At 56.8% G+C, this 24,142-nt stretch carries 22 protein-coding genes and 1 other annotated feature; all 22 genes read left to right on the forward strand.

The window, feature by feature from the left end; translation table 11 throughout:
• Nucleotides 1-35 precede the first annotated feature (35 nt).
• The 22 genes from A2273_05595 (at nucleotide 36) to A2273_05700 (ending at nucleotide 24,023) form a co-directional block, all read left to right on the forward strand.
• Entirely contained in the window at nucleotides 36-2,741 is a 2,706-nt protein-coding gene (locus A2273_05595; protein ID OGF07933.1) for a hypothetical protein, read from the forward strand.
• A gap of 11 nt (nucleotides 2,742-2,752) precedes the next feature.
• Nucleotides 2,753-3,988: a hypothetical protein gene (locus tag A2273_05600; protein OGF07934.1), complete on the forward strand. Its 1,236-nt coding sequence runs from the start codon at nucleotides 2,753-2,755 to the stop codon at nucleotides 3,986-3,988.
• A gap of 164 nt (nucleotides 3,989-4,152) precedes the next feature.
• A complete protein-coding gene (locus A2273_05605) occupies nucleotides 4,153-7,683 on the forward strand; it encodes a chromosome segregation protein SMC (protein OGF07935.1) in 3,531 nt (1,176 codons plus the stop codon).
• A 19-nt stretch (nucleotides 7,684-7,702) separates the two neighbouring features.
• Nucleotides 7,703-8,617, forward strand: a complete 915-nt coding sequence (locus A2273_05610) for a divalent metal ion transporter (GenBank protein OGF07936.1) — start codon at nucleotides 7,703-7,705, stop codon at nucleotides 8,615-8,617.
• A 47-nt stretch (nucleotides 8,618-8,664) separates the two neighbouring features.
• Nucleotides 8,665-9,525 carry a signal recognition particle-docking protein FtsY gene (locus A2273_05615; protein ID OGF08040.1) on the forward strand — a complete coding sequence of 287 codons (861 nt, stop codon included), beginning with the start codon at nucleotides 8,665-8,667 and terminating at the stop codon, nucleotides 9,523-9,525.
• Nucleotides 9,526-9,579: 54 nt separating this feature from the next.
• Nucleotides 9,580-9,774: a binding site (FMN riboswitch), on the forward strand.
• Nucleotides 9,775-9,883: 109 nt separating this feature from the next.
• Complete coding sequence (locus A2273_05620; protein OGF07937.1) at nucleotides 9,884-10,990, forward strand: riboflavin biosynthesis protein RibD; 1,107 nt, start codon at nucleotides 9,884-9,886, stop codon at nucleotides 10,988-10,990.
• 1 nt (nucleotide 10,991) lies between these two features.
• Entirely contained in the window at nucleotides 10,992-11,579 is a 588-nt protein-coding gene (locus tag A2273_05625) for a riboflavin synthase subunit alpha (GenBank protein ID OGF07938.1), read from the forward strand.
• A gap of 97 nt (nucleotides 11,580-11,676) precedes the next feature.
• Nucleotides 11,677-12,903 (forward strand): bifunctional 3,4-dihydroxy-2-butanone 4-phosphate synthase/GTP cyclohydrolase II, encoded by a 1,227-nt coding sequence (locus A2273_05630; GenBank protein ID OGF07939.1) that lies wholly within the window; start codon nucleotides 11,677-11,679, stop codon nucleotides 12,901-12,903.
• A 39-nt stretch (nucleotides 12,904-12,942) separates the two neighbouring features.
• Nucleotides 12,943-13,407: a 6,7-dimethyl-8-ribityllumazine synthase gene (locus tag A2273_05635; GenBank protein OGF07940.1), complete on the forward strand. Its 465-nt coding sequence runs from the start codon at nucleotides 12,943-12,945 to the stop codon at nucleotides 13,405-13,407.
• Between the two features lie 7 nt (nucleotides 13,408-13,414).
• Nucleotides 13,415-13,834, forward strand: a complete 420-nt coding sequence (locus A2273_05640; protein OGF07941.1) for a transcription antitermination factor NusB — start codon at nucleotides 13,415-13,417, stop codon at nucleotides 13,832-13,834.
• A 1-nt stretch (nucleotide 13,835) separates the two neighbouring features.
• Nucleotides 13,836-14,576 carry a hypothetical protein gene (locus tag A2273_05645; GenBank protein ID OGF07942.1) on the forward strand — a complete coding sequence of 247 codons (741 nt, stop codon included), beginning with the start codon at nucleotides 13,836-13,838 and terminating at the stop codon, nucleotides 14,574-14,576.
• A 65-nt stretch (nucleotides 14,577-14,641) separates the two neighbouring features.
• Complete coding sequence (locus A2273_05650) at nucleotides 14,642-15,622, forward strand: hypothetical protein (protein OGF08041.1); 981 nt, start codon at nucleotides 14,642-14,644, stop codon at nucleotides 15,620-15,622.
• Nucleotides 15,623-15,628: 6 nt separating this feature from the next.
• Complete coding sequence (locus A2273_05655; protein ID OGF07943.1) at nucleotides 15,629-16,618, forward strand: hypothetical protein; 990 nt, start codon at nucleotides 15,629-15,631, stop codon at nucleotides 16,616-16,618.
• Nucleotides 16,609-17,553, forward strand: a complete 945-nt coding sequence (locus A2273_05660; GenBank protein ID OGF07944.1) for a methionyl-tRNA formyltransferase — start codon at nucleotides 16,609-16,611, stop codon at nucleotides 17,551-17,553. Before A2273_05655 ends, A2273_05660 begins: the two co-directional genes overlap by 10 nt.
• Entirely contained in the window at nucleotides 17,550-18,305 is a 756-nt protein-coding gene (locus A2273_05665; GenBank protein ID OGF07945.1) for a hypothetical protein, read from the forward strand. Before A2273_05660 ends, A2273_05665 begins: the two co-directional genes overlap by 4 nt.
• Nucleotides 18,306-19,634 carry a 16S rRNA (cytosine(967)-C(5))-methyltransferase gene (locus A2273_05670; protein ID OGF07946.1) on the forward strand — a complete coding sequence of 443 codons (1,329 nt, stop codon included), beginning with the start codon at nucleotides 18,306-18,308 and terminating at the stop codon, nucleotides 19,632-19,634.
• Nucleotides 19,635-19,654: 20 nt separating this feature from the next.
• Nucleotides 19,655-20,389 (forward strand): hypothetical protein, encoded by a 735-nt coding sequence (locus A2273_05675; protein OGF07947.1) that lies wholly within the window; start codon nucleotides 19,655-19,657, stop codon nucleotides 20,387-20,389.
• Nucleotides 20,390-20,392: 3 nt separating this feature from the next.
• A complete protein-coding gene (locus A2273_05680; protein OGF07948.1) occupies nucleotides 20,393-21,130 on the forward strand; it encodes a hypothetical protein in 738 nt (245 codons plus the stop codon).
• 184 nt (nucleotides 21,131-21,314) lie between these two features.
• On the forward strand, nucleotides 21,315-21,962 hold the full coding sequence (locus A2273_05685; protein ID OGF07949.1) for a ribulose-phosphate 3-epimerase: 648 nt from the start codon (nucleotides 21,315-21,317) through the stop codon (nucleotides 21,960-21,962).
• A complete protein-coding gene (locus tag A2273_05690; GenBank protein ID OGF07950.1) occupies nucleotides 21,962-22,468 on the forward strand; it encodes a flavin reductase in 507 nt (168 codons plus the stop codon). The genes A2273_05685 and A2273_05690 overlap by 1 nt, the downstream gene beginning before the upstream one ends.
• Nucleotides 22,469-22,568: 100 nt before the next feature.
• Nucleotides 22,569-22,730, forward strand: a complete 162-nt coding sequence (locus A2273_05695) for a rubredoxin (GenBank protein OGF07951.1) — start codon at nucleotides 22,569-22,571, stop codon at nucleotides 22,728-22,730.
• A gap of 114 nt (nucleotides 22,731-22,844) precedes the next feature.
• A complete protein-coding gene (locus A2273_05700; protein OGF07952.1) occupies nucleotides 22,845-24,023 on the forward strand; it encodes an MBL fold hydrolase in 1,179 nt (392 codons plus the stop codon).
• Nucleotides 24,024-24,142: the final 119 nt, after the last annotated feature.

Raw genomic sequence — 24,142 nt, forward strand, 5'->3', positions numbered from 1 at the left:
CCTTCCCTTTTCCAACATATAAATCAGGGGGCGATATGCGATACCTGGCAATGTTGGCCGGTTTTTTGATCACCATTTCGGGCACCGCCCAGGCCGGGAACACCGGAAAGATCTCCGGGCAGATCACCGACGCCGGTAACGGGCTGCCGCTGTTCGGGGCGGTGGTTTCGGTGCCGGGCACCAGCATCGGCGGCTTCACCGACGACCAGGGGCGTTACTTTTTGATCAACATCCCTCCGGGCAGCTACAGCATCCGGGTCAACATGACCGGATATTCGCCGGTGACAGTCATCGATGTCAAATGCACCCAGGATATCACCACCAAACTTAATTTAAAGCTTAAGGTGTCGCCCATAATGACCGAAGGCATCGTGGTGACAGCCCAGCGCCCGATAGTGGACAAGGAACTGACGGCCACCCGGCGGACCATCAAGATAGAGAACCTGGCCCTGATGCCCTGGGATACGCCCGAGAAGGCGGTGGCCAGCCAGCCGGGGGTGGTGACCAAATCCCAGGAGTTCCACATCCGGGGCGGCCGGTCGGACGAGGTCAGCTACCTGCTGGACGGCATCTCGGTGCGGGACGCGGTGGAGGGCTACTCCGGCCTGCTGGTCAACAGCAACGCCCTTTCGGATCTCAATATGCTGACCGGCATCTTCGACGCCCAGTATGGCGAAGTGATGTCCGGGGTGATAGAGGCTTCCATCAAGAACGGCGGGGACGCCGCATTGAATTTTTCCACCAAAAGCGGGAAGGTCATGGGAAGCCAGACCGGGCGGGGATACCAGAACTACCAGCTGGATTACGGACGATCGCTTCTTCGGGACAAATTACGGATCTTCGGCGCCGCCGACCTGTCCCTGACCGATGACTGGGAGCCCCACCGCGAGATGGTGCCGCACCAGGACCGCCAGGATTACTCGGGGCTGGTCAAAACCACCTATACCGCGCCCCTGGGGATCAGGCTGACCGCCCTGGGGGCCCAGTCCCGGAGCCAGTACGGCTATTACGGGCACGACTGGTATTTCTTCCCCGGGAGCTATCGTTCTGACCTGCGCAAGGGACGGCTGGGATCTTTCAACATCAACCAATCCCTGAGCCGCGCCACCTTTTACAACCTCAACCTGGGCTGGTTCTGGAACACCGGAAAATTCGGGGTGCGGGACACTTTTTGGGATATCGGGCGCTACTGGTGGGAGGATATCAAATTCTTTGACTACCAGGACAATCAGATATACTACGACGAGAACGGGGCGGCCCATTTCACCGCCGGCTATAACCCCTACGGATACGACCGGATGTTGTTCTACCGCTATGGCAGCTACTGGAAATACCGGGATCGGGTCACCGACCAGAGGTTCGTCAAATTCGACATAACCTCACAGGTGAATACCATCCACCAGCTGAAGCTGGGGACCGACCTCAAATTCTATCGGATAAATAATTTCTATCTCTATCCCACCGCCAACGGAATTCCCATATTTGACGCTTATGACAAGAATCCCTCCACCCAGGCGGTCTATCTGCAGGACAAGGTGGAGTACCAGGGATTGGTGGTCAATCTGGGCCTGCGTTATGAGAGGATAGACCCCAAGGTATCGGCCACCTCGCTGGGCCTGTGGGCCCAGGGCCTGGAGAACATCGACCTCTCGCCCAAAAGCATCTACAGCCCCAGAGTGGGCCTGTCCTATATCATCTCCCCGGTCACCACCTTTCATCTGGGTTACGGAAAATATTTCCAGCAGCCGCAGTTCCAGCATCTGTACCAGTATCTGGGAGCCTATAACGCCATCGAGCTCAAGGGGAATATCCTGGGCAATCCGTCACTCAAGCCGCCCACCACCACCAGTTTGGAATTCGGCACGGTCACCGAGTTCGCCAAAGAATGGAGCTTCGATCTTACCATTTACAGCAAGGACATCCGCCATCTGATCGGCGTAGAGTACATTCCCGCGGTGCCCGAAGCCTACTACCAGTACCGCAACATAGATAATGCCTCCTCCAAGGGGATAGAGGCCACTATTAAAAAGCATCTGGGACAGCGTTTCACCGGGCTGGTGCAGTACAGCTACGCCAAGGCCGAGGGCACCGGATCCAGCCCCCAGGCGGTCTGGGAAAAATACCTGTCCACCGTCCAGGGCGAATCGCTGGGCACCCTGCCCCAGGAATCCATCCCCCTGGAATTTGACCAGCGCAACAAGGTGTCCCTGGAAGCCTCGGTTTTCAGCCGGGAGGATTCCGGGACGGGATCCCTGAAACGATGGGTAAAATCGGGGAACACCCTCAACCTGATATTCCAGTACGGAAGCGGCCTGCCGTCCGCCGTCACCCCGGTGGATACCATCACCCGGGACGCCCAGGACCTGAATGATGATCGCAGCAGCGCCACCAAGCAACTGGACCTGAAATTCACCAAAAAGATGAACCTGGGCCGTTGGTCCGGGTACCTGAGCCTGGAGATACTTAACGTTTTCAACTGGGAAAACTTCAATTATTCCTATCAGCGGGAGATCGGTCCCTACGAGATCTACACCAAGGACTGGACACCCAGGAGCCCTTCGGCCGATTACACCTCCGGCTCGCCGTATTACGATGCCACCGGTGACCAGGACCAAAACGGGGTTTTCGAGGTCTCCGAGCAGTGGGCCCAGTGGGAATATTTCAGCCAGCTGTATAATTCCAACCCGGCCCTCAGTTCCATGCCCCGTCTGATGAGGCTGGGCTTCAAGATCACTTTTTAGAAAGCCGAAGGATGAACATCATTAAATACCTTATCCTGCCGGCAGTCCTGCTGACGGCCGGCAGCTGCAGCCACGATCCGGTCTATCCCTCCATCGGCTCCCTGTATGTCTCCACCGAACCGGTGGGGGTGGAGGTCCTGATCGACGGCCAGACCCAAAATCGGCTGACTCCGGCCAAGATAGACGGCATTCCGGTGGGTTGGCATACCATCAGCCTGCGCTACTATCGCTGCAAGGAGTGGAGCCAGCGGCTGGAGATCAAGCCCGGGCAGACCCGGAACCTGATCATCAGGATGCCATACGTTGCGCCGAGTGTCATCCAGAGGTTTTCCCTCAGCTATTTCGGGGTGGACATGGACTATGCCCCCCAAGCCAGAAAGCTGTTCATAGCCAACAAGTCCAGCATCTACCTGACCGAGCTGAACTTGGGGGATTCCACCATTCTTTATGCCACCAGCCGGCTGGTCGGTTCCTGGCAATACCTGGTGGCAGCCAGTGACCAGGCAAACCGGATCTATGCCCTGATAAACGGCGACAGTCTGGCGGTGCTGGAACTTAATTCCGGCACCCTGCTTAAGAAGATCCCGCCGCCCCGCCATCTGGGGGTAAAAAACCTCACCTTTTCCCCGGACGGGCAATTTCTCTATGCGGCCAATTCGGCCGACAGTAGCATCTTTATCTTTCAGACCGGATCGGACACCTTAATAAAATCCCTGAAACTGGACGGGGAACCCAACGAGATCATCGGCAGCCCGACGAACAACGATCTATACATATCCTTCGACAAGGAAAAACGGCTGGCCCGGAGAGACGCCGGCACCGGCGCCCAGCTGGCGGCTACCGCTACCGGCAACGCCCCCCGGGGATTATTCTGGGACCTGGATCATCAGAACATCGGCTTGTGCAACTCGGCCGACCGCACCCTGTTGGTGGCTGATGCTATGGGGCTGGGCGGGGCCATCAGCCCGGCCTTCCCCTACGGCACGATAGTTTGCGATGCCTGCTACTCGGCTAACGGGACCCACCTGTGGGTGCTGCAATCCTATCCCACCAGCACCGGCGGCGATCCCCCGCCGCCCCCCGGCCGGCTGGCGCTGATCTACAAACCGACCTGGCAGTTCGTGGGCCACTACGACCTGGGGTCGATCCCCGTAAAGATCACCCAATCCTCCGACGGCAGGTTCATCTATGTATTGAACTACCTGGGCCAGGATGTGATGGTATTCCGGACCGACCTGATGAATTGAGCGTCGGCTGCCGAATGGCGGAGCCCAGTAACACAGGTATAGCCTTTCCGGAGCCCGGGAAGGCTATTATATTGGGGCCGGATATTTTCATTGACGACACAGGCTATATCTGTTAAACTTAACAGTTAAAACAAGTTAATAAAGACAATAAATCAGGGATAAAAATGTATCTTTCCAGATTAGAGCTGTTCGGATTCAAATCCTTTCCCCAGAAGATAACCCTGGAAATAGGCTCGGGGATCACCTGTATCGTCGGCCCCAACGGCTGCGGCAAGACCAACGTCATCGATGCCATTCGCTGGTGCCTGGGCGAGCAGAGCACCAAGATGCTGCGTTCCGACAAGATGGAGGATGTGATATTCAGCGGGGCCCGGGACGAGAAGCCGCTTTCCATGGCCGAAGTGTCGCTGATATTCTCCAACCAGGACGGGCAGCTGCCGGTGGAATACAGCGAGGTGTCGGTCACCCGTCGGCTGTTCCGCTCCGGGGAAAGCGAATACCTGATGAACAACCAGGTCTGCCGCTTAAAGGACATCGTGGATCTTTTCCTGAATACCGGGCTGGGGGCCGACAGCTACTCCCTGATAGAATCCAAGATGATCGACACCATCCTGTCGGAGGACCCCTCCATCAGGCGCAGCCTGTTCGAGGAGGCAGCCGGGGTGGCCAAGTATCGCCTGCAGAAGAGGACCGCCCAGCGCCGGATGGAGGCCACCACCGAGGACCTGCTGCGCCTGCAGGACATCGTCGGCGAGGTGGAAAAGAGGCTGCGCTCATTGAAGCGCCAGGCCAGCAAGGCCAGGGTCTATGACAAGTTCAACCAGGAGTTGAAGGATATCGACCTTAAGGTGGCGGCCATCGACCGCGACCGGTTGAATGTTCAGGCCCTGGAACTGAAGGAGAATATATCACAGTGGCAGAGCGCCCGCAGCGAACTTTCGGCCAAGCTGGAGATGCAGGAGGGGGAGATCTCCTCCGCCAGGGAGGCCCTGGAGGTCAACGAGGGGCAGATAGAAACACTGCAGCAGGAGTTATCCCGCCTAAGCGAGCAGTTGCAACTATGGGAGAACAACCAGGCGGTGATCAAGGAAAGGCGTTCCGGCATCGAGCAATCCATGGAGCGCCGCGAGAAAGAAATAAAACTGCTGATGGCCTCCATCGGTGAGCACGAGAGCCAGATCAAGAAGGTCCAGGAGAGCCTGCAAAGGTCGTCCGGCGATATCGTGGCCAAAACCGAGCAGTTGAAGATAAAGGAATCGGCCCTGGCCGGGCTGGAATCGGAGCTTACCTCGGCCAAGCTGGCCCTGAGCGAGGCCCGGAAAGAATTATTCGAGTCCCTGAAGCAGGAGGCCGACGGCAAGGAACAGCTGGCCCTGCTGGAGAACCGCTACGGGAACACGGTGGCCGAGCAGGACAAGGCCCAAAAGGAGGGACAATCCCTGCGGCGTGAGCTGGAGGAGGGGAATCTGAAACTGGCCGAGCTCAACGACAGGATGGACTCCCAGAAAAAGGCCCTCCAGGTGCTGACCGAGGAAAAGATAAGGCTGAAGCAGAAGAGCGGGGAATGGCAGAAACAGCTGTTGATCGCCAACGACAGCCTGCGGGAACTGTCCTCAAGCCTTTCCGGCCTGCAGAAAGAAAAGGAACTGCTGTCCGAACTGCAGCAGAAATATGAGGGATACGGCCAGGGGGCTCAGCACCTGCTCTCCCGGCGGCAGGATTTCACAGGCACCATAGCGCCCCTGGCCGAGATGATAGAAGCGGAGCCCGGCTATCAGGCGGCGATAGAGGCCGCCCTGGCCGAAAAGCTGCAATGGCTGGCGGTGGAGGATCTGGATAACACCAAAAAGGCCATCGCCCTATTAAAATCCGAAAAAACCGGCAAGGCCACATTGGTAGCCCTTTCGGCCCCGGTCGAAAACACCGGCAGCCGGGAGATCTCCGGGCCGGGGATAAGGGGGGCCGCCTTCAAATTCGTCCGCTGCGACCAGAAGGTTAAAAATTTGGTCACCATTATGTTGCGGGATGTGGCAATAGTTGAGAGCTTGGACAATTTCTGGGAATATTCAAGCAAGTATCCCGGAGTGCGCCTGGTCAGCCTGGACGGGGAGGTGCTGCATTCAACCGGGGCCATCGAAGCCGGAGAGCTTCCCCAGGGCCAGATAGGGCTGCTGCAGAGGAAGGAGAGGATTGAAAAATTGGGCGCAGAGATATCCTCTTTTGAAGAAAAAATAAAGCAGGAGGTTGGCGGCATCCAGAGCCTGAAGGCCAAGCTGGAGGAGCAGGACAAACAGCTGGAGAACGTCGACCGGGAAACGGAAAAATACCAGAAGGAGATCACGACCTCGGAGGGATCCCTGGCCAAGAGCAAATCCGCCCTGGAGATGAACCACCGCCGGTTGAACGAACTGGAGCAACAGTCCCAAGCCCTGCAGGGCAGCATCTCCCTTCTGGAATCGGAATTGAACCAGGCCCGGGGATCTTTCCAGGAGATAAGCGAAAGCAACAAGGACGAAAGCGGTTTGCTGGGACAGCGGGATCAGGATATGTCGCAGAAGGAGGAAAAGCGCAATCAGGCGGCCGAAGAGGTGAACCGTCTGCGAATAGCATTGTCCGAGGCCCAGTCGGAAAGGGAACGGCTGCGGCAGGAATCGGCCAACATGGAGCAGAGGAAGAACGAGGCGCTGGAGAGGATCCAGAACTTCCGGGCCGAGGACCAGGCCGGGTATGCCGCCATCGCCAAGCTTCAGGAGGAGGCGGAAAAGCTGAGCATCGAGATCGAGGGCAGCGCGGCCCACCGCAAGACATTTCTATCCAAGCGGGAGGAGATGCAGAGACAGAGCCAGGGCTCGCTCAACCGTCTGAAGCAGGCCGAGTCGGTGATGCACCGCAGCCGCCTGGAGAGCGACGAGCTTCAGAGCAAGCTTTCCCAGGCTCAGATAGAGCTGGGCTCGGTGCGGAACGATCTGGACAACATCACCAACCGGCTGAGGAACGAATACGAGGTCGATATCCAGGCCCTGGCGGCCTGCGAAGAAATAAACCTGGAAGAGAGCCGCAGCCGGATAGAAGACCTCCGCCACCGTTTGAAGAAACTGGGCCCGGTCAATTTTGCCGCCTTCCAGGAGCTGCAGCAGGATGAAGAGCGGTACGGTTTCCTGGTCAAACAGCGGGACGACCTGCTGTCGGCCAAGGAGGATCTGGCCAACACCATCAGGAAAATTGACGAAACCGCCAGGGCCATGTTCCTGGAAACCTTCGAGGCCATCAAGAAAGGCTTCTCCCAGATATTCCAGCGCTTGTTCATCGGCGGGGAGGCCGACCTGAAACTGACCGGCAGTGATGATCCGTTGGAGGCCGAGATCGAGATCCTGGCCACCCCGGAGGGCAAGAGCCTGAAGTCCATCCGGCTGTTGTCGGGCGGGGAGAAGGCCATGACCGCCACCGCCCTGCTGTTCGGGATCTATCTGGTCAAACCGGCCCCCTTCTGCGTGCTGGACGAGCTGGACGCACCGCTGGACGACGCCAATGTCCAGCGCTTCTGCGCCATGCTCAAGGACTTTGCCGGCGGCACCCAATTCCTGGTGATCACCCATAACAAGCGGACCATGGAGGTGGCCGACCGGCTTTACGGGGTGACCATGGAGAAGCCCGGCATCTCAAAGGTGGTCTCGGTCAAATTTGACAACAGTTAACATTATCTGGTTATAACCGATGCTCAGAATATGCCAAATAAAAGACCATCAGGTGTCCGATTGTTCCGGAGAACAGGGACCCATCTGGGTATACACCAATCCCAGCGAGCAGGAAAAAAAGCATCTGGTAAATGAACTGAAGATCGACGAGCACACCCTGGCCTCGGCCCTGGACCCCGATGAGTTATCGAGGCTGGAATTCGAGCCGGATCATGCGGCCCTGATATTCAAACGGCCCAAGAACTACTCCTCCCAGGACGAACTTCTGTTCAAGGTGTCATCGGTCGGCCTATTCCTTTTTAAGGACCGGCTGATCGTGGTGATGCCGGAAGAGGCTCCGCTGTTCGAGGGAAAACAGTTCCAGCGGGTGGCGTCCCTGAACGACCTGTTGCTTAAGTTGATCTACCGATCCATCTTTCATTACCTGGAGCACCTGAAGATAATAAACATGATAACCGATTCTTTGGAGGACAAGATCAGCTCCTCCATGGAGAATAAATACCTGCTCAACCTGTTCACCCTGGAGAAGAGCCTGGTCTATTACCTGAATGCCATCAACTCAAATTCCATGCTGATAGAAAAACTCAAGACCAATGCCGCCAAGATCGGCTTCTCGCCCGAGGGGCTGGAATTCCTGGACGACATCATCATCGAGAACAACCAGTGCTACCGTCAAGCCGAAATATATTCCAACATCCTGGCCAGCATGATGGACGCCAGAGCCTCCATCGTCAGCAACAACCTCAACGTGCTGATGAAGACCCTGAACATCATCACCATCGGCATCATGGTGCCCACCTTCGTGGTCAGCGCCTTCTCCATGAACGTCGGCATCCCCCTTTCCTGGCACCCGTCGGCCTTCTGGATGGTGATGGGACTGGCCCTGGTCTCGGTGGTGGCCTTCATGCTGTTCTGGCGCTTCAAGAAGTGGTAGCCGTGCCCCTGATCAAAAGCATCCGGGACGGCCTGAATAAGACCCGGATGGGCATCTGGCAGAAAACGGTCGGCGTTATCACCGGAAAAAGATCGCTGTCACCTCAGGAACTGTCGGAACTGGAAGAGCTTCTTATCCTTTCTGATGTCGGGGTGGAGGCCGGGGAAAGGCTGATCAACGCTGTCAGGAACGGCCAGAGCGACCAAACGGCCATGGAACGGCTGAAGGGCGAGATGCTGGGGATCCTGTCCCTAAATTCAAATTTCAAATTTCAAATTTCAAAATACGAAAATAAACCCCAGGTATGGTTGATCATAGGGGTCAACGGGTCGGGCAAGACCACCTCCATCGCCAAATTGGCGCATTACCTGAAAGAACAGGACCGGCGGGTGATGCTGGCCGCCGGGGATACCTACCGGGCGGCCGCCATCGAGCAGCTTAAAAAATGGGCCGACCGGCTGGGGGTCGAGTTCATCGGCAGTAAAACCGGGGCCGACCCGGCCAGCGTAGCCTACGATGCGGTGGAATCGGCCGCGGCCAGAAAGGTCAGCCATCTTTTGATAGATACCGCCGGCAGATTGCATACCCAAAAGCATCTGCGGGACGAGCTGGGCAAGATATACTCCACCATAGGCAAAAAGCTGCCGGGGGCCCCGCATCTGACCCTGTTGGTACTGGATGCCACCACCGGACAGAATGCCGTCAGCCAGGCCAAGCTGTTCTCGCAGGCTGCCAAGATCGATGGTATAATACTCACCAAATTAGACGGCACCGCCAAGGGCGGCATAGTGCTGGCCATTGCCATGGAGCTGAAGATCCCGGTTTTTTTCACCGGAGTGGGGGAGGGTCTGGATGACCTGCTGGCTTTCGAACCGGCTGCTTTTGTGGATAGCCTGCTGGAGGGATAGCCGGGTTTTAAAGCATTTGAATATTGACATTATCTTGATAATGGGATATATTTACCATACCTTCGGGGCGGGGTGAGATTCCCCGATCGGCGGTAGGTCCGCAAAATAAGCCTGGCGGACAAAGCCCGCAAATCCATCATGGATCGACCCGGTGAAATACCGGGGCCGACGGTCCCTCCACAATACCCATAATTAACTGCTCTTTCAGTGGTTGAGCGGAGGGGAAAGTCCGGATGAAAGAAGGTTTAACGGGGCCTGAATGCAAGCAGCGTTCTTGCGTAAGGGCTGTCTGTTTTGATTTCCCCGAAGGAGTCTTTTAGGCTTATTCGGGGTTTTTATTTGTCAATGCGTGAGCCAGATGGAAGAACATAAGCGATACATGATGATGGCCCTGGAGCTGGCGGCTAAGGCCAAAGGCCGGACCTGGCCCAATCCCATGGTGGGGGCGGTCATCGTAAAAGGGCATCAAGTCGTAGGGCAGGGGTATCACCAAAAGGCCGGACTGGTGCATGCAGAGATTGAGGCCCTGGCCCAGGCCGGGGATCAGGCCGGGGGGGCCATCCTGTATGTCAACCTGGAGCCCTGCTGCCACAGCGGAAAAAGGACCCCGCCCTGCACCCAGGCCATCATTGGGGCCGGCATCAAAACCGTAGTGTACGGGATGGATGATCCCAACCCCAATGTCAATGGAAAGGGAGCCGAAGAACTCAAAAAAGCCGGAATCGAAACGATAGGAAAAGTGATGGAAAAAGAAGCCCAAGGGTTGAACGAAGTTTACCGGAAATACATGATCACCGGGTATCCCTTTACGGTTCTTAAGATGGCTTTAAGCCTGGACGGCAGGATCGCTATCCATAATGGGGAATCGCGTGGGCTGTCGTCGAAGGAATCCCTTGAACTGGTGCATAAACTGCGGCTGGAATCGGAGGCCATCATGGTGGGCAGCGGCACGGTGATTAAGGACGATCCCGATCTGACAGTCCGGCTGGTGGACAACCCCGACAATAAACAGCCCACCAGGTTCGTGGTCGACAGCACTCTAAAGAGTCCAACCAACTCCAAAGTCTTTGATCAATCCATTGCCAAGACGGTGATGATAACCACCGACCAGGCTGATCCCAGCAGGAAAGCGGAACTGGAAAAGAAAGAAATAGAGATCTGGACAATCCGGGCCCTGCCGGACGGAATGGTGGACATAAAGGAACTGCTGCGCCAGATGGGGCTTCATGAATACTGCAACCTCCTGGTCGAGGGAGGCAGCGGCCTGGCCACGTCATTTTTAAAAGCGGGGCTGGTCGACAAGCTGAGCCTCCTTTATACGCCCACTATCATCGGGGGGGACGGGGTCCCGCCTTTCGGCCAGCTGGGTCTGAAAAACATCGCCGAGGCCTTCAAGCTTCGCGATCTGAAGGCCCGGCCGGTGGGCGATGATATTTTAGTCGAAGCCTACCCGGCGAGGGATTGATATGTTCACCGGACTGATAGAGCAGATAGGCACCATCAAGGCCCTTAAAAATGCCGGGCATTCGGCCCAGATCGATATTGCGGCCGAGTGGTCCGGCCTGGTTTTGGGGGAGAGCATCGCTGTCAACGGGGCCTGCCTGACCGTGGCCAGGATGATCGCCGGGGGGTTTTCCGCCGACCTCAGCCGGGAGACCATCAGTAAAACTTCGTTTTCCGGGATCAAGATCGGTGCTCCGGTCAATCTGGAAAGGGCCCTGAAGTTAGAGGACAGGTTTGGCGGCCATTTTGTCTCCGGGCATGTGGACTGCACAGCAAAGATCTCCAAGATCATCCTCCGTCCGGGCGGCACCGAGATCAAGATATCGATAGGCTTGGGGCATTCAAAATACATAATTGACCAGGGCTCGGTGGCGGTGGACGGCATCAGCCTGACGGCATCGCGCAAAGAGCCCGACGGATTCTGGATAGCCGTCATTCCCCATACCCTGGAACATACCAACCTGAAATTCCGAAAAACCGGGGACCAGGTAAACCTGGAGTTTGATATGATGGTCAAATATACCGAATCAATAATAAAAGGGAAGCGATAATTCAACCACAAAAGGCGCAAATCAAAACCAAGAAATATATCTTGTGATCGATGTGCTTTATGTGGCTAAATTCGGAATGTTATTTTATAAGGAAACGATGAGCGGTAAATTTAAATTCAACTCCATTTCCGAGGCCATCCGCGATACCAGAGCCGGCAAAATGATCATAGTAGTGGACGATGAGAACCGCGAGAACGAGGGGGATCTGGTGATGGCGGCGGCCAGGGTGACCCCGGCAGCGGTGAATTTTATGGCCAAAGAGGGGCGGGGGCTGGTCTGCGCCTCGCTCTCCCGGCAGAGGCTGGAACAACTGGATCTGGGGCCGATGGTGGAGCGCAACACCGCCAAGCTGGGGACCAATTTCGCGGTATCGGTGGATGCCGTGAAAGGCACCACCACCGGCATCTCCGCCCATGATAGGGCCTCCACCATCAAAACCCTGATCCATCCCAAGACCCGGCCGTCCGACCTGGCCCGGCCCGGCCATGTTTTTCCGCTGATGTCGGCCGAGGGCGGGGTGCTGCGGCGGACCGGACATACCGAAGCGGCCCTGGACCTGGCCCGGCTGGCCGGACTGTATCCGGCCGGGGTCATCTGTGAGGTCATCTCCGACGACGGTACCATGGCCCGGGGAGCAAAACTGTTTGCCTTCGCCGCCAGGCACAAACTGAAGATCATCACCATCAAGGATCTGATAGAATACCGCCGGAAGAAGGAAAAATTGGTGATGCCGGTGCTGGAGACCAAGCTGCCCACCAAATACGGCCAGTTCCGGCTGGTGGTCTACGAAGACATGATTGAGAATTACCATCATCTGGCCCTGGTAAAAGGGGCGGTCAGGGGCCGGAAAAATATCCTGGTGCGGGTGCATTCCCAGTGCCTGACCGGGGACATTCTGGGCTCCAGCCGCTGCGACTGCGGCGACCAGCTGGCGGCGGCCATGAAGATGATCGACCAGGAGGGCCGGGGGGTCTTTTTGTACATGAGGCAGGAGGGCCGGGGCATCGGGTTGTTCAACAAGCTGAAGGCCTATAAGTTGCAGGACCAGGGGATGGACACCATCGAAGCCAACCTGGCCCTGGGCTTCGCCGCCGACGAGAGGGACTACGGCATCGGGGCCCAGATACTGGCCGACCTGGGCCTCTCCAGCATCAGGTTGATAACCAACAACCCCGATAAGATCGCCGGCCTGGAGGGCTATGGCCTGAAGATAGTAAAGCGGATCGCCATTCAGGTGCCCTGCACCCCGGCCAACGCCCGCTATATGAAGACCAAGCGCGACAAGATGGGACATCTGCTGGACAAGAATTTCTGCCTCAGCTGATCCGTTAACGGAACATTCATTATTTTAAGGAGGGTTAAAATGCCAAAGATAATCGAGGGCCACTTAAGCGCGGCCGACAAAAAATTCTGCCTGGTGGTGTCACGCTTCAACGACCTGATAAGCCAGCGCCTGGTGGACGGAGCCTTGGACTGCATAACCAGGCACGGCGGGAGCGACGCCAACGTGGAGCTGGTCTGGGTGCCGGGCTCCTTTGAGATCCCCGGGGTGGCTGCCAGGGTGGCCGCATCCAAAAAATATCAGGCGGTCATCTGCCTGGGGGCCGTCATCCGGGGCGATACCCCGCATTTCGACTATATCGCGGCCGAGGTGGCCAAGGGGGTGGCCCAGGTCTCCATGAATTCAGGGGTGCCCACGGTGTTCGGAGTGATCACCACCGACAACCTGGACCAGGCCCTGGACCGGGCCGGCAGCAAGGCCGGCAACAAGGGATGGCAGGCGGCCCTGTCGGCCATCGAGCTGACCGATCTCTACCGGAAGATATAAGGAACAGATGGGCTCCCGAAGAAAATCAAGAGAGCTGGCCCTGCAGGCCCTGTACCAGGTGGACCTCACCGGGGACTTGGCGGAGAAGGCGTTGTATGACCTTAAACACCGGAATCCAGAGGATCCTGAAATGGTCGAGTTTTCAGGGGTCCTGGTCAATGCCGTGATCACCAACCTGGACAGCATCGATCGGGTCATCATCAAAGCGGCCCAGAACTGGACCATGGACCGCATGGCCCTGATCGACCGGAATATCATCCGTCTGGGGGTGGCTCAATTGCAGCATCTTGAGGAGCAGGTGCCCCCCAAGGTGGCCATCGACGAATCCATCGAACTGGCCAAGAAGTTCGGGGACGAGGAATCCGGGCGCTTCATAAACGGAGTGCTGGACAAGATATTCAAGGATATGGAAAAAAAGGAAAGATAAGATGCGGTGCGCCTTAATATCAGACATACATGGCAACCATGAAGCCCTGGCCGCGGTGCTGGCCGACATCAAACAAAAAGGCATCAAGGACATTTTTTGCCTGGGCGACACCGTAGGTTACGGGGCCGATCCGGCCAAGTGCCTGGCGGAGATAGGCGGGCTTACCGACCAGGTCATCGCCGGCAATCACGACCATGGGGCGGTGGGCCTGCTGGATCTTTCCAGCTTCAATCTTAATGCCCGCAAAGCGGCGGAGTGGACGGGGAAAAAACTAACCTCGGGGGAAAGAGACCTCCTTAAAAAACTACCCCTGAATCTAAAGGCCAGCATTCAGGGAAACGAAATGCTGATGGTCCACTCCACTCCCAATAAGCCGGAGGACTGGCATTATATCCTGTCGCTGGATGAGGCCGAATACCAGTTTGAAAAATTTGGCGAAAGGCTTTGTTTTGTCGGCCATTCCCACCAGCCCATATTCTGGGAATGCGACGCCCATGGCAAGTGTAGCATCGCCGGCAGGGAGTACGTTCACCTGGAGAGGGACCGGAGATATATAATCAACGTGGGCAGCGTGGGGCAGCCCAGGGACGGCGACCCCAGGGCCACCTATGCCATCTGCGACGGGGAAAGAATGGAAGTGGCGATACGGCGGGTGGAGTACGATATCAAATCCGCCCAGGAAAAGATAATCCGGGCCGGTTTGCCGGCCCGCCTGGCCGAACGCCTGTCAACCGGGATCTAACGGGGGATATCGCAGCCATGTCAACCGCCATAGCCATAATAATACCGCATCACAACGGCCAACAGATGCTGGCCGACTGCCTGTGTTCCCTGGCCAAGACCGAATATGATAATTACCGCATCTACCTGGTGGACAATGCTTCGCGGGACGGAAGCCCCCAATGGGCCAAACAGAACTATCCCCAGATAGAACTGATCTCCTCCCAACAGAACCTGGGATATGCCGGCGGCTGCAACCTGGGCATCCGTTCCACCACCGAAAGATATATCGTTCTCCTGAACAATGACACCGAGGTCAAGCCGGACTGGCTGAGCAAGCTGTCCTCCGAACTTGACCAGGACGATACCATAGCTGCGGCCCAGCCCAAGATCCTGTGGCTGAAGGACCGGACCCGGTTTGATTATTCCGGCGGGGCCGGAGGCATGATGGATATCTACGGATTTCCCTATTGTCTGGGCCGGCTGTTCGACTGTAAGGAGAAGGATCTGGGGCAGTACGACCATAATCAGAAAGATATCTTCTGGGCCTCGGGATCGGCCTCCATATACCGCCGGAGCGTGCTGGACAAGGTGGGCCTGCTGGACCAGGATTTCTTCATGCACATGGAGGAGATAGATCTGGCCTGGCGGATGCACCTGGCCGGGCACCGGGTGATAGCCGTCCCCGGGTCGGTGATCTATCATTTATCCGGAGGTTCCCTGCCGGCCGGCAATTTCCGCAAGATGTACCTCAATCACCGCAACAGCCTGCTGATGCTGTGGAAGAACTATTCGCTGACCAGCCTTCTGTGGGTCTGGCCCCTGCGGCTGGCGCTGGAGGTGATGGCATTCTTAAAAGCCTTGACCTCCGGCAATCTGGAGTGGGCCCGGGCCATTGTCCAGGCGGGTTTATGGATGGCGGAAAACCCGCGGCTGGTCTGGAAAAAACACCGGGAGGTCCAGAGATTAAGAGCCGCCAGCGACAGCAGGATCAGGGCTAAAATGTACCAGGGCAGCATAGCTGTCAAGTATTTTCTTCAGGGTAAACGCACTGCCAACGATTTATGAAATGAAATGAGAGAAAATATAAAGAAGGCCTCCCTGCTGATTCTGAGGATAATCATCAGCCTGGGCTTGATCGGTTGGATCATGCTGAAAGTTGATAAGCGGCAATTGCTGGAATCATTCCGGTCCCTGAACGTCTGGCTGTTGCTGTCATCGCTGGCCGCCTATTTCGTGGTCAATGCCATCTGCGCCTGGCGCTGGCAGCTCTTGCTGACGGCCCGGGGGATAAAAAGCGGATACGGGACGCTTCTGCGGTACTTTTTGAACGGCCTGTTCTTCGGCAATTTCCTGCCCACCACCGTGGGGGGCGACCTGGCCCGGGCCTACCTGGTGGCCGACGATTGCGCCAGCAAGTCCGAGGCCCTGGCCTCGGTGCTGGTGGACCGCTTCATCGGGCTTTTCGGGGTGATCATCACCGGCATAGCGGGGCTGATCCTGGTGGCCAAGGGCGGCCAGGAGATCAGCCTGCTGCAGGGCATGCTGATCGGCATCGTGGCGGCGCTGTTGTTCGTGGTTTTATTTTTGAACAAATCATTGGTAAAAAAGTTCCGCTGGCTTTTTAAGCTTCCGCTGATGGAAAAAATTGAGCAGCAGCTGATAGATTTCTATCATGCCATCTACGCCTACCGCACCCATAAGCGGGAGGTGTTTCTGTCCCTCTTCCTGTCCCTGATGGTTCAGGTATTTGTGGTGGTAACCGCCTACCTGATAGCCCTGTCGCTGGGAATAGGGATATCCGTGATACCGTTCTTCCTATATATGCCGGTGATCGCCGCGGTCAGCATGATCCCCCTGTCCATCAACGGCTGGGGGCTCCAGGAAGGGGCTTTCATTGTATTCTTCGGCCGGGCGGGGATAGCCCAGCCCCTGGCCCTGTCGCTGGGATTTTTATATCACCTGGTGGCCGTCGGCATCTCCCTGCTGGGCGGCCTGCTGTGGCTGATATTCGGGGGGCGCAAACCGGGCAATAACAATAAAGACAGTTCAAAGTGCGGATAATCTTTATGGGAACTCCGGGGTTTGCTGTGCCCACTCTGGAGGCCATTCATCAAAAAGGGCACCAGGTCGTGGCTGTTTTTACCCAGCCGGACCGGCCGTCGGGCCGGGGCCGCAGCATTGCCTTTTCCCCGGTCAAGCAAAAAGCCCTGGAACTGAATCTGCCGGTTTGCCAACCGGCGACATTAAAAGACACTGCGACAGTCGAACACCTTTCAAACCTCAAACCAGACGTTCTAATGGTGGTGGCTTACGGACTTAAACTTCCTGACGATATCCTGAACATCCCGAAATACGGCGCGGTCAACCTGCACCCCTCGTTGCTTCCCAAATACCGTGGGGCGGCGCCCATCAATCACGCCCTGCTCAATGGGGAGAAGTCCACCGGGGTGACCAGCATCCTAATGAACAGCAGAATGGACGCCGGGGACATCATCCTGCAGCAGGAGGTGCCGATCACTGGCGATGAAAATGCCGGGGAACTGGAAAACAGGCTGGCCGTATTGGGGGCAGACCTGATCTCCAGAAGTTTAGAAGTTCTGAAGACGGAGAACTGCGAACTTAAAAAACAGGATGAGGGCTTGGTCACTTTGGCGCCGAAACTTTCTTCTCAAGACGGACATATTGACTGGGGCCGGACCGCTATCCAGATCCAGAACCAGATCCGGGGGCTGGCCCCCAGGCCCGGGTCCTATGCCCTGTTCAAAGGGAAAAGACTAGAGATATTGAATATACTGACAAATTGCAAATTGCAAATTGTAAATTACGAATTACTGCCGGGGCAAGTAGTGGCGGCGGATAAAAACAGCGGATTGGTGGTTAAAACCCTGGACGGGGCGGTTATCTTGATGAAAGTAAAACCGCAGGGAAAAAATGCGATGAGCGGTGACGAATTCATCCGGGGATACAAGCCGCTAGTGGGGGAAAAGTTATCATGAATGGCAGCAAGAGGTTGTTTTTGGCCCTGTCCTTCGTCAGCCTGGCCATCCTGGGCAGCGGGGTGATGCTGTTTTTCTGGCTGGTGATGCCGCGCCTGCAGATGCTGTCGGAATGGATGTTCTATGCCGCCGGCGCCGCGGCAGCATTGTTCCTGCTGGTGGTAAGCGGCGGGCTGTTCCTGCTTTTCCTGTCGGCCATAACCGAAAGGGATTTCCTGTTTCCCCACGGCAAAAAACAGGTGACGGTCAAAGTGCTCTACCCCATAAACCTTTTCCTGGGATTTCTGCTGGGCATCGGCCGGGAGAGGGTGGGGGAGTCTTTCGTCGAATTCAACAATGCCCTGGTCCGGGCCACCAGAAAGCGGATCGATCCCGGCCGGATGATGATATTGCTGCCGCACTGCCTGCAGCTGAGCGACTGTCAATATCGGGTAACATCGGATATCGGCAACTGCCGGAGATGCGGTAAATGTGCCATCTCCAAACTGGCCGAGCTTTCTGAAAAAATCAACGCCAGGATCGCAGTGGCCACCGGCGGAACCCTGGCCCGGCGGTTGATCGTGGAGATCAAACCGACCCTGATACTGGCGGTGGCCTGCGAACGGGACCTGGTCTCGGGGATCCTGGATGCCTACCCCATCCCGGTCTACGGCATTTTGAACCAGCGCCCCCACGGACCATGTAACAACACCACGGTGGACATGGAAAAGGTCAAGGCGGGCTTTGTCTCCCTGCTGGGAAAGGAAATTTAAGTGACGGCCAGAGAAACCGCTCTCAAAATACTGTCGGCCATAGATCAGAATACCGAGTTCAGCGACAGCATATTGAGAAAATATTTCAGCCAGGCCGGGCTTTCCCGGGTCGACCAAAACCTGGCCAGGGAATTGGTGTCAGGGGTGCTCAGGCATAGGGCCAAACTGGACTGGCTGCTGGATGGGTCGCTTAAAAGGGGCCTAAAATCACTTAATGCATTGGAAGCCAATATATTGCGGTTGGGGCTGTATCAGGTTGCATTTTTGGATAAAATCCCGGCATTTGCAGCGGTAAATGAAAGCGTTGAACTGGTTAAACGCTTTGGCCGGAAAGAGATAATTGGCTTGACAAACGCCGTCCTGCGGGATATAATTAGGAACAAAAAATATCTGAAAAAACCCGATACCGGGGATAAAGTTAAAGATGCCGGCGTCGAATATTCCCATCCGGAATGGCTGATCGAAAGATGGGTCAAGCAATTGGGCTGGGATGATACCCTAAAGATATTAGAATTCAATAATTCTCCGGCCCCGGTGATCATAAGGGCCAACCGTCTGAAGGCCCCGGCCGAAAATTTATTCGAACAACTTGAGGCTGGGGGGTTTGGGCCGAAATGCCTGGAAATCATTCCCCAGGCCATAGAAATAGACAACCCTTCCGGACTGGTTGATAATGAATTATTTGTCCGGGGGCAGTTCTATTTTCAGGATTCCAGCGCCCAGGCGGCGGGGATGCTTTTTGGGGCCAAAGAGGGCGACAGCATTTTAGACCTGTGCGCGGCTCCGGGGGGCAAGGCAGGGCTGGCCCTGGAGCAGGCCGACGGCCGGGCGGATATGTTCGCCCTGGACCGAAGTTTCCGGAAATTGCCCAGGGTCAGAGAGAATTTTATCCGGCTGGGCTTGGATTCATGGTATTTGATCAACGGAGATGCCGTTGATATAAAATTCAAGACCGCTTTCGATCTGGTCTTGGCCGATGTGCCCTGCACCGGGCTGGGCGTCATTAGGCGGAGGCTGGACCTGCGCTGGCGGATCAGGGAGGCCGATATCCAGCGGATGGCCGGGCTGCAGAGCCTGATCCTGGAGAATGCCGCAGGGCTGGTCAAGCCTGGCGGGGCGGTGGTATACAGCACCTGCACCCTGACCCCGGAGGAGAACCAGGATCAGATAAAGGGATTTTTGACCCGCCATCCCGAATTCTGGCTGGACCCGGCCGAAAAATACCTTCCGGCAGTGCTGTGCCAAAACGGTTTTCTGGCCGCCTGGCCGCAGCTCCATCAAATGGACGGGGCCTTTGCCGCCCGTTTAATAAAAAACAAAAACATATAAAACCAATCCAGGAGAAAGTGATGCCGATATACGAACAGACCAGCAACAAGAAGAACGTATGGGTGGCGATCCTATCGGGGGCCCTGTCCGGCCTGATCACCACCATTTTATTCTGGGCTTTTATCCAGCCGATCCTGGAGATGTCCGAGGTGCCCGATGTCACCGGCAAGAAGGTCGAGATCGCCAAATCGCTGCTGGAGGGCCGCGGATTCCGGGTGTACGAGGAGACGGCCATCAGCGATCCCACCGTGCCGGACGGGACGGTCAGCAAGCAGGATCCGGTGCCGGGCAGCAAGGTCCGCAAAGGGTGGACGGTCAAGGTGTGGCCCAACAGCGCCGGGGCCGAAGTGCCCAATATGAAGAGCCTGCCTCTGGCCCAGGCCACGGTGGTGCTGCAGCAGTCCGGGCTTAAGCTGGGACAGGTGATAATGCAGCCCTCCGACTCGGTGGAGAAGGACGGGGTGATATCCAGCAATCCGGTGTTCGGGCTGAAGGTGTCCAAGGACAGCGCGGTGGACCTGATAGTCAGCGCCGGGGCCGGAGAGGTGGCGGTGCCCTCGGTGCGCGGCTGGGGCCGGTCCCGGGCCCAGGAGATGATCAAGCAGGCCGGCCTTAACGTGGGCGGCATCCGATATGTCTACGACGAGGAGCAGGATCCGGGCCTGGTGATCAGGCAGGATCCCTCGCCGGGATCCAAGGTCGCCAAGGGCTCCAATGTCAACCTCTGGATAAGCACCGACGTCGAACCGGAATAATAAATGCCTAAATTTTTCAAAAAACTTCCCCGGCTTTGGCGTAATGTGATCTGGGTGCTGCTGGTCTTTCTGGGCGGATTTCTGCTGGCCAACTTCGTGCTGATGCCGCTGATCGTCCGCCAGGGCTCGGTGGTGGAGGTGCCCGATGTCCGGGGCATGAATATCAAGCAAGCCCAGGAGATCCTGCAGGCCCGGGAGCTGGAACTGGTGAACGCCGGCTGGCGCTATGATGCCGCTCTGCCCGACAGCTCCATCATCTCCCAGGACCCCGAGCCCAGGATGATGGTCAAGAAAAGACGCAAGGTGCGGGTGATCATCAACCGGGGGGAGGAGAAGGTCTCGGTGCCCTATCTGGCCGGGCTCTCATCGGTGCGGGCCATCAACCTGATCGACCGGCTGGGGCTGGCGGTTAACGAGGTGGACAGCATCTCCAGCGATTCCATCGCCCTGGGCTGCGTGGTATCCTCCAGTCCGGCGGCCGGGACCCTGCTGGCCAAAAGGAGCGCCATCAAGCTCACCATAAGCAAGGGTTCCACCGGCAAGATGCTGATGCCCGACCTGGTGGGCCGCAAGCTGGCCGAGATCCAGGGCCAGCTGGTGGGCCAGGGCCTGGTGATAGGCCAGATCAAGTACATCTCCGGCCAGGCTCTGGAGCCGGGGACCGTCATGCTGCAGGCCCCCCAGCCCGGTTTCGTCATCAAGCAGGGCGATACCATCAATATCGCGGTCAGCACCCAGTAGGCACGGACAAGCTAAATTCTATGAAAATGCATAATTTTTTTTGACAGGATTTACAGGATGATCAAAGTTTTGCATAATGGTCATTTACAGAATGTTAAATCCGGTAAATCATGTTAATCCTGTCTGATTTGGTTCCGGCTTGCCCGCCCCGCAAAGACGGTGGCCCGGGTTGGGAATGACGGATATGATCAAGATCGCAGCTTCACTGCTGTCGGCGGATTTTGCAGATCTTAAAAGCGAGATCAGATCAGTGGAACAGGGCGGGGCCGACTGGCTGCACCTGGACGTGATGGACGGGCACTTCGTTCCCAACCTCACCTTCGGGCCTTTCATCGTGGAAGCCATTAAAAAGATCTCCCGGCTTCCGCTGGATGCACATTTGATGATCAGCGACCCCCTGAAATACGCTCCGGAGTTCGCCAGGGCCGGGGCCGATTACATCACCATCCACGCCGAGGCCATCGATGACCTGCCGGCAGCGGTGGAGCATATCAAAAGGCTCGATGTCAAGGTGGGTCTGTCGGTCAACCCGGAGACCCCGCTGGACAAGGCCCTGCCGGCCATAGAAGGGATAGACCTTTTCCTGGTGATGAGCGTCCATCCCGGATTCGGCGGGCAGAAATTCATGCCGGAGGTGCTGAACAAGGTCCGGCAGTTGTCCGCCCTGAAAAAGCAGGGAAAGACCAAGGCCATAATATCCATAGACGGGGGCATCAACCCGGAAACATCCCGGCAGGCCAGGGAGGCCGGGGCCGAGGTGCTGGTGGCCGGGGCGGCCATCTTCAAGCACCAGGACCGGGCGGCGCAGATAAAAGCCATCAGGGGGATATAATGGATCCCAACGCTTTCCGGCTGATCAGTTACGGGATGTATGTGGTCTCCAGCTTCAGGGAGGGAAAGCTGAACGGCCAGATAGCCAACACCGTCTTTCAGGTGACGGCCGAGCCGCCGTTGATGGCGGTCAGCCTCAACTGCCAGAACCTGACCAACGAGTTCATCAAGAGTTCAAAAAAGTTCTCGATCGCGGTGCTGTCCCAGGAGACGCCGCTCACCACCATCGGCACTTTCGGCTTCAAGTGCGGCCGCCAGGTGGACAAGTTCAGCGGGGTCAAATACCAGGTCTGCTCCAGCGGCAACCCCAAGATACTGGACCACAGCCTGGCTCATTTCGACCTGGAGGTGGTCCAATCGGTGGAATTGGGCAGCCACACCCTGTTCATCGGGAAGGTGGTGGAATCGGAGATCCTGGCCGAGGGCCAGCCTATGACCTACGATTACTATCATAAGGTCAAGGGCGGGAAGACCCAGAAGAACGCGCCCTCCTTTGTTAGATCCTAAAATTGCCGACAATGTTCAACCACTAAAATCACCTAACCGCACGAAACACCCATCTGTTTTCGTGCATTTAGTGGGCAACGGATAGAAAGGGAGATATGCCATGAAGAAGTACACTTGCACTGTCTGCGGATATGAGTACGATCCGGCCATCGGCGATCCCGATAACGGGATACAGCCCGGGACCAGTTTCGAATCCCTGCCCGACGACTGGGTATGCCCGGTGTGCGGCGCCGCCAAGGACGCCTTTGAGCCGGAAGATTAAAACCGATACTTTTTACCACCAAGACACCAAGGCACAGAGAGAACAAAATCAAACTTGGCAACATATCGGTGATTTGATATTGGGTTTTGTTTAGCGTTTAGAATTTAAATTGAGATGATCAGAGAATTAAAGAAGAACATTTACGCCGTCGGGGTGCAGGACTGGGACCGCCGTCTGTTCGACGAACTGATCCCCCTGCCGCACGGCACCAGCTATAATTCCTACCTGATAAAGGGCAGTCAGAAGACCGCCCTGGTGGACTCGGTGGATCCGGCCAAGTATGATGAACTGCTGGCCAACCTGGCCGAGCACGATGTCAAGCAGCTGGATTACATTATCTGCAACCATGCCGAGCAGGACCATTCCGGCTCCATCGGGTTCCTGGCGGAAAAGTATCCCCAGGCGGTGGTGGTGACCAACCAGAAGTGCCAAGGCTTTCTGATCGACCTGCTGCACATCCCGGAGGGCCGGTTCCAGGTGGTCAGGGACGGGGAGACGCTATCGCTGGGCGACAAGACAGTTGAGTTCATCCTGGCGCCCTGGGTGCACTGGCCGGAGACCATGTTCAGCTATCTGAGGGAGGACAAGGTCCTCTTCTCGGGAGACTTTTTGGGCTCACACCTGGCCACCACCGATATCTTCGCCTGCGACGATACGGTGCTGGAGGGCGCCAAACGGTATTATGCCGAGATCATGATGCCCTTCCGCCCCTCCATAGTCAAGCACCTGCAGAAGCTGGACAGCATGGATCTGGAACTGATCGCCCCCACCCACGGTCCGGTCTACAAAAAGCCGTTCCATATCGTGGAGGCCTACAGGGATTGGAGCTCGGAGAATGTCAAAAACGAAGTGGTGATATCCTGGGTCTCGATGCACGGCAGCACCGAGGCCATGGTCAAGCATCTTACCGAGGCCCTGGTCAAAAAAGGCATCGCCGTCAAACCGTTCAATTTGACCAAGACCGACCTGGGCGAACTGGCCGCCTCGCTGGTGGACGCCGCCACGGTCATTCTGGCCACCTCCACCGTCCTGGTGGGGCCGCATCCCCAGGGGCTGTATGCCGCGGCGCTGGTGGGGGCCTTAAGGCCCAAGACCAAGTTTCTGGGCATCATCGGATCATACGGCTGGGGCAGCAAGGCGGTGGAGACAATAAAATCACTGCTGACCAACGTCAAGGCCGAACTGCTGGAGCCGGTCTACATCAAGGGCGCACCGCGTAAAGAGGATTTCGAGGCCTTGGATAAGCTGGCCGAGGCGGTCTTCGAGAAGCATAGATCTTTAGGGCTGTTATAAGTGTTTGACTGTCATTGAGACCCGGAGTCTCAGAGAATAAAAATGGTGTCAAGGGGGAAGAAACCCAACCCCTGCAACCTGACCTCACCCGGTCTGCCGACCACCCTCTCCAAATTAAT

The sequence above is a fragment of the Candidatus Edwardsbacteria bacterium RifOxyA12_full_54_48 genome (assembly GCA_001777915.1).
GTDB lineage: Bacteria > Edwardsbacteria > AC1 > AC1 > EtOH8 > UBA2226.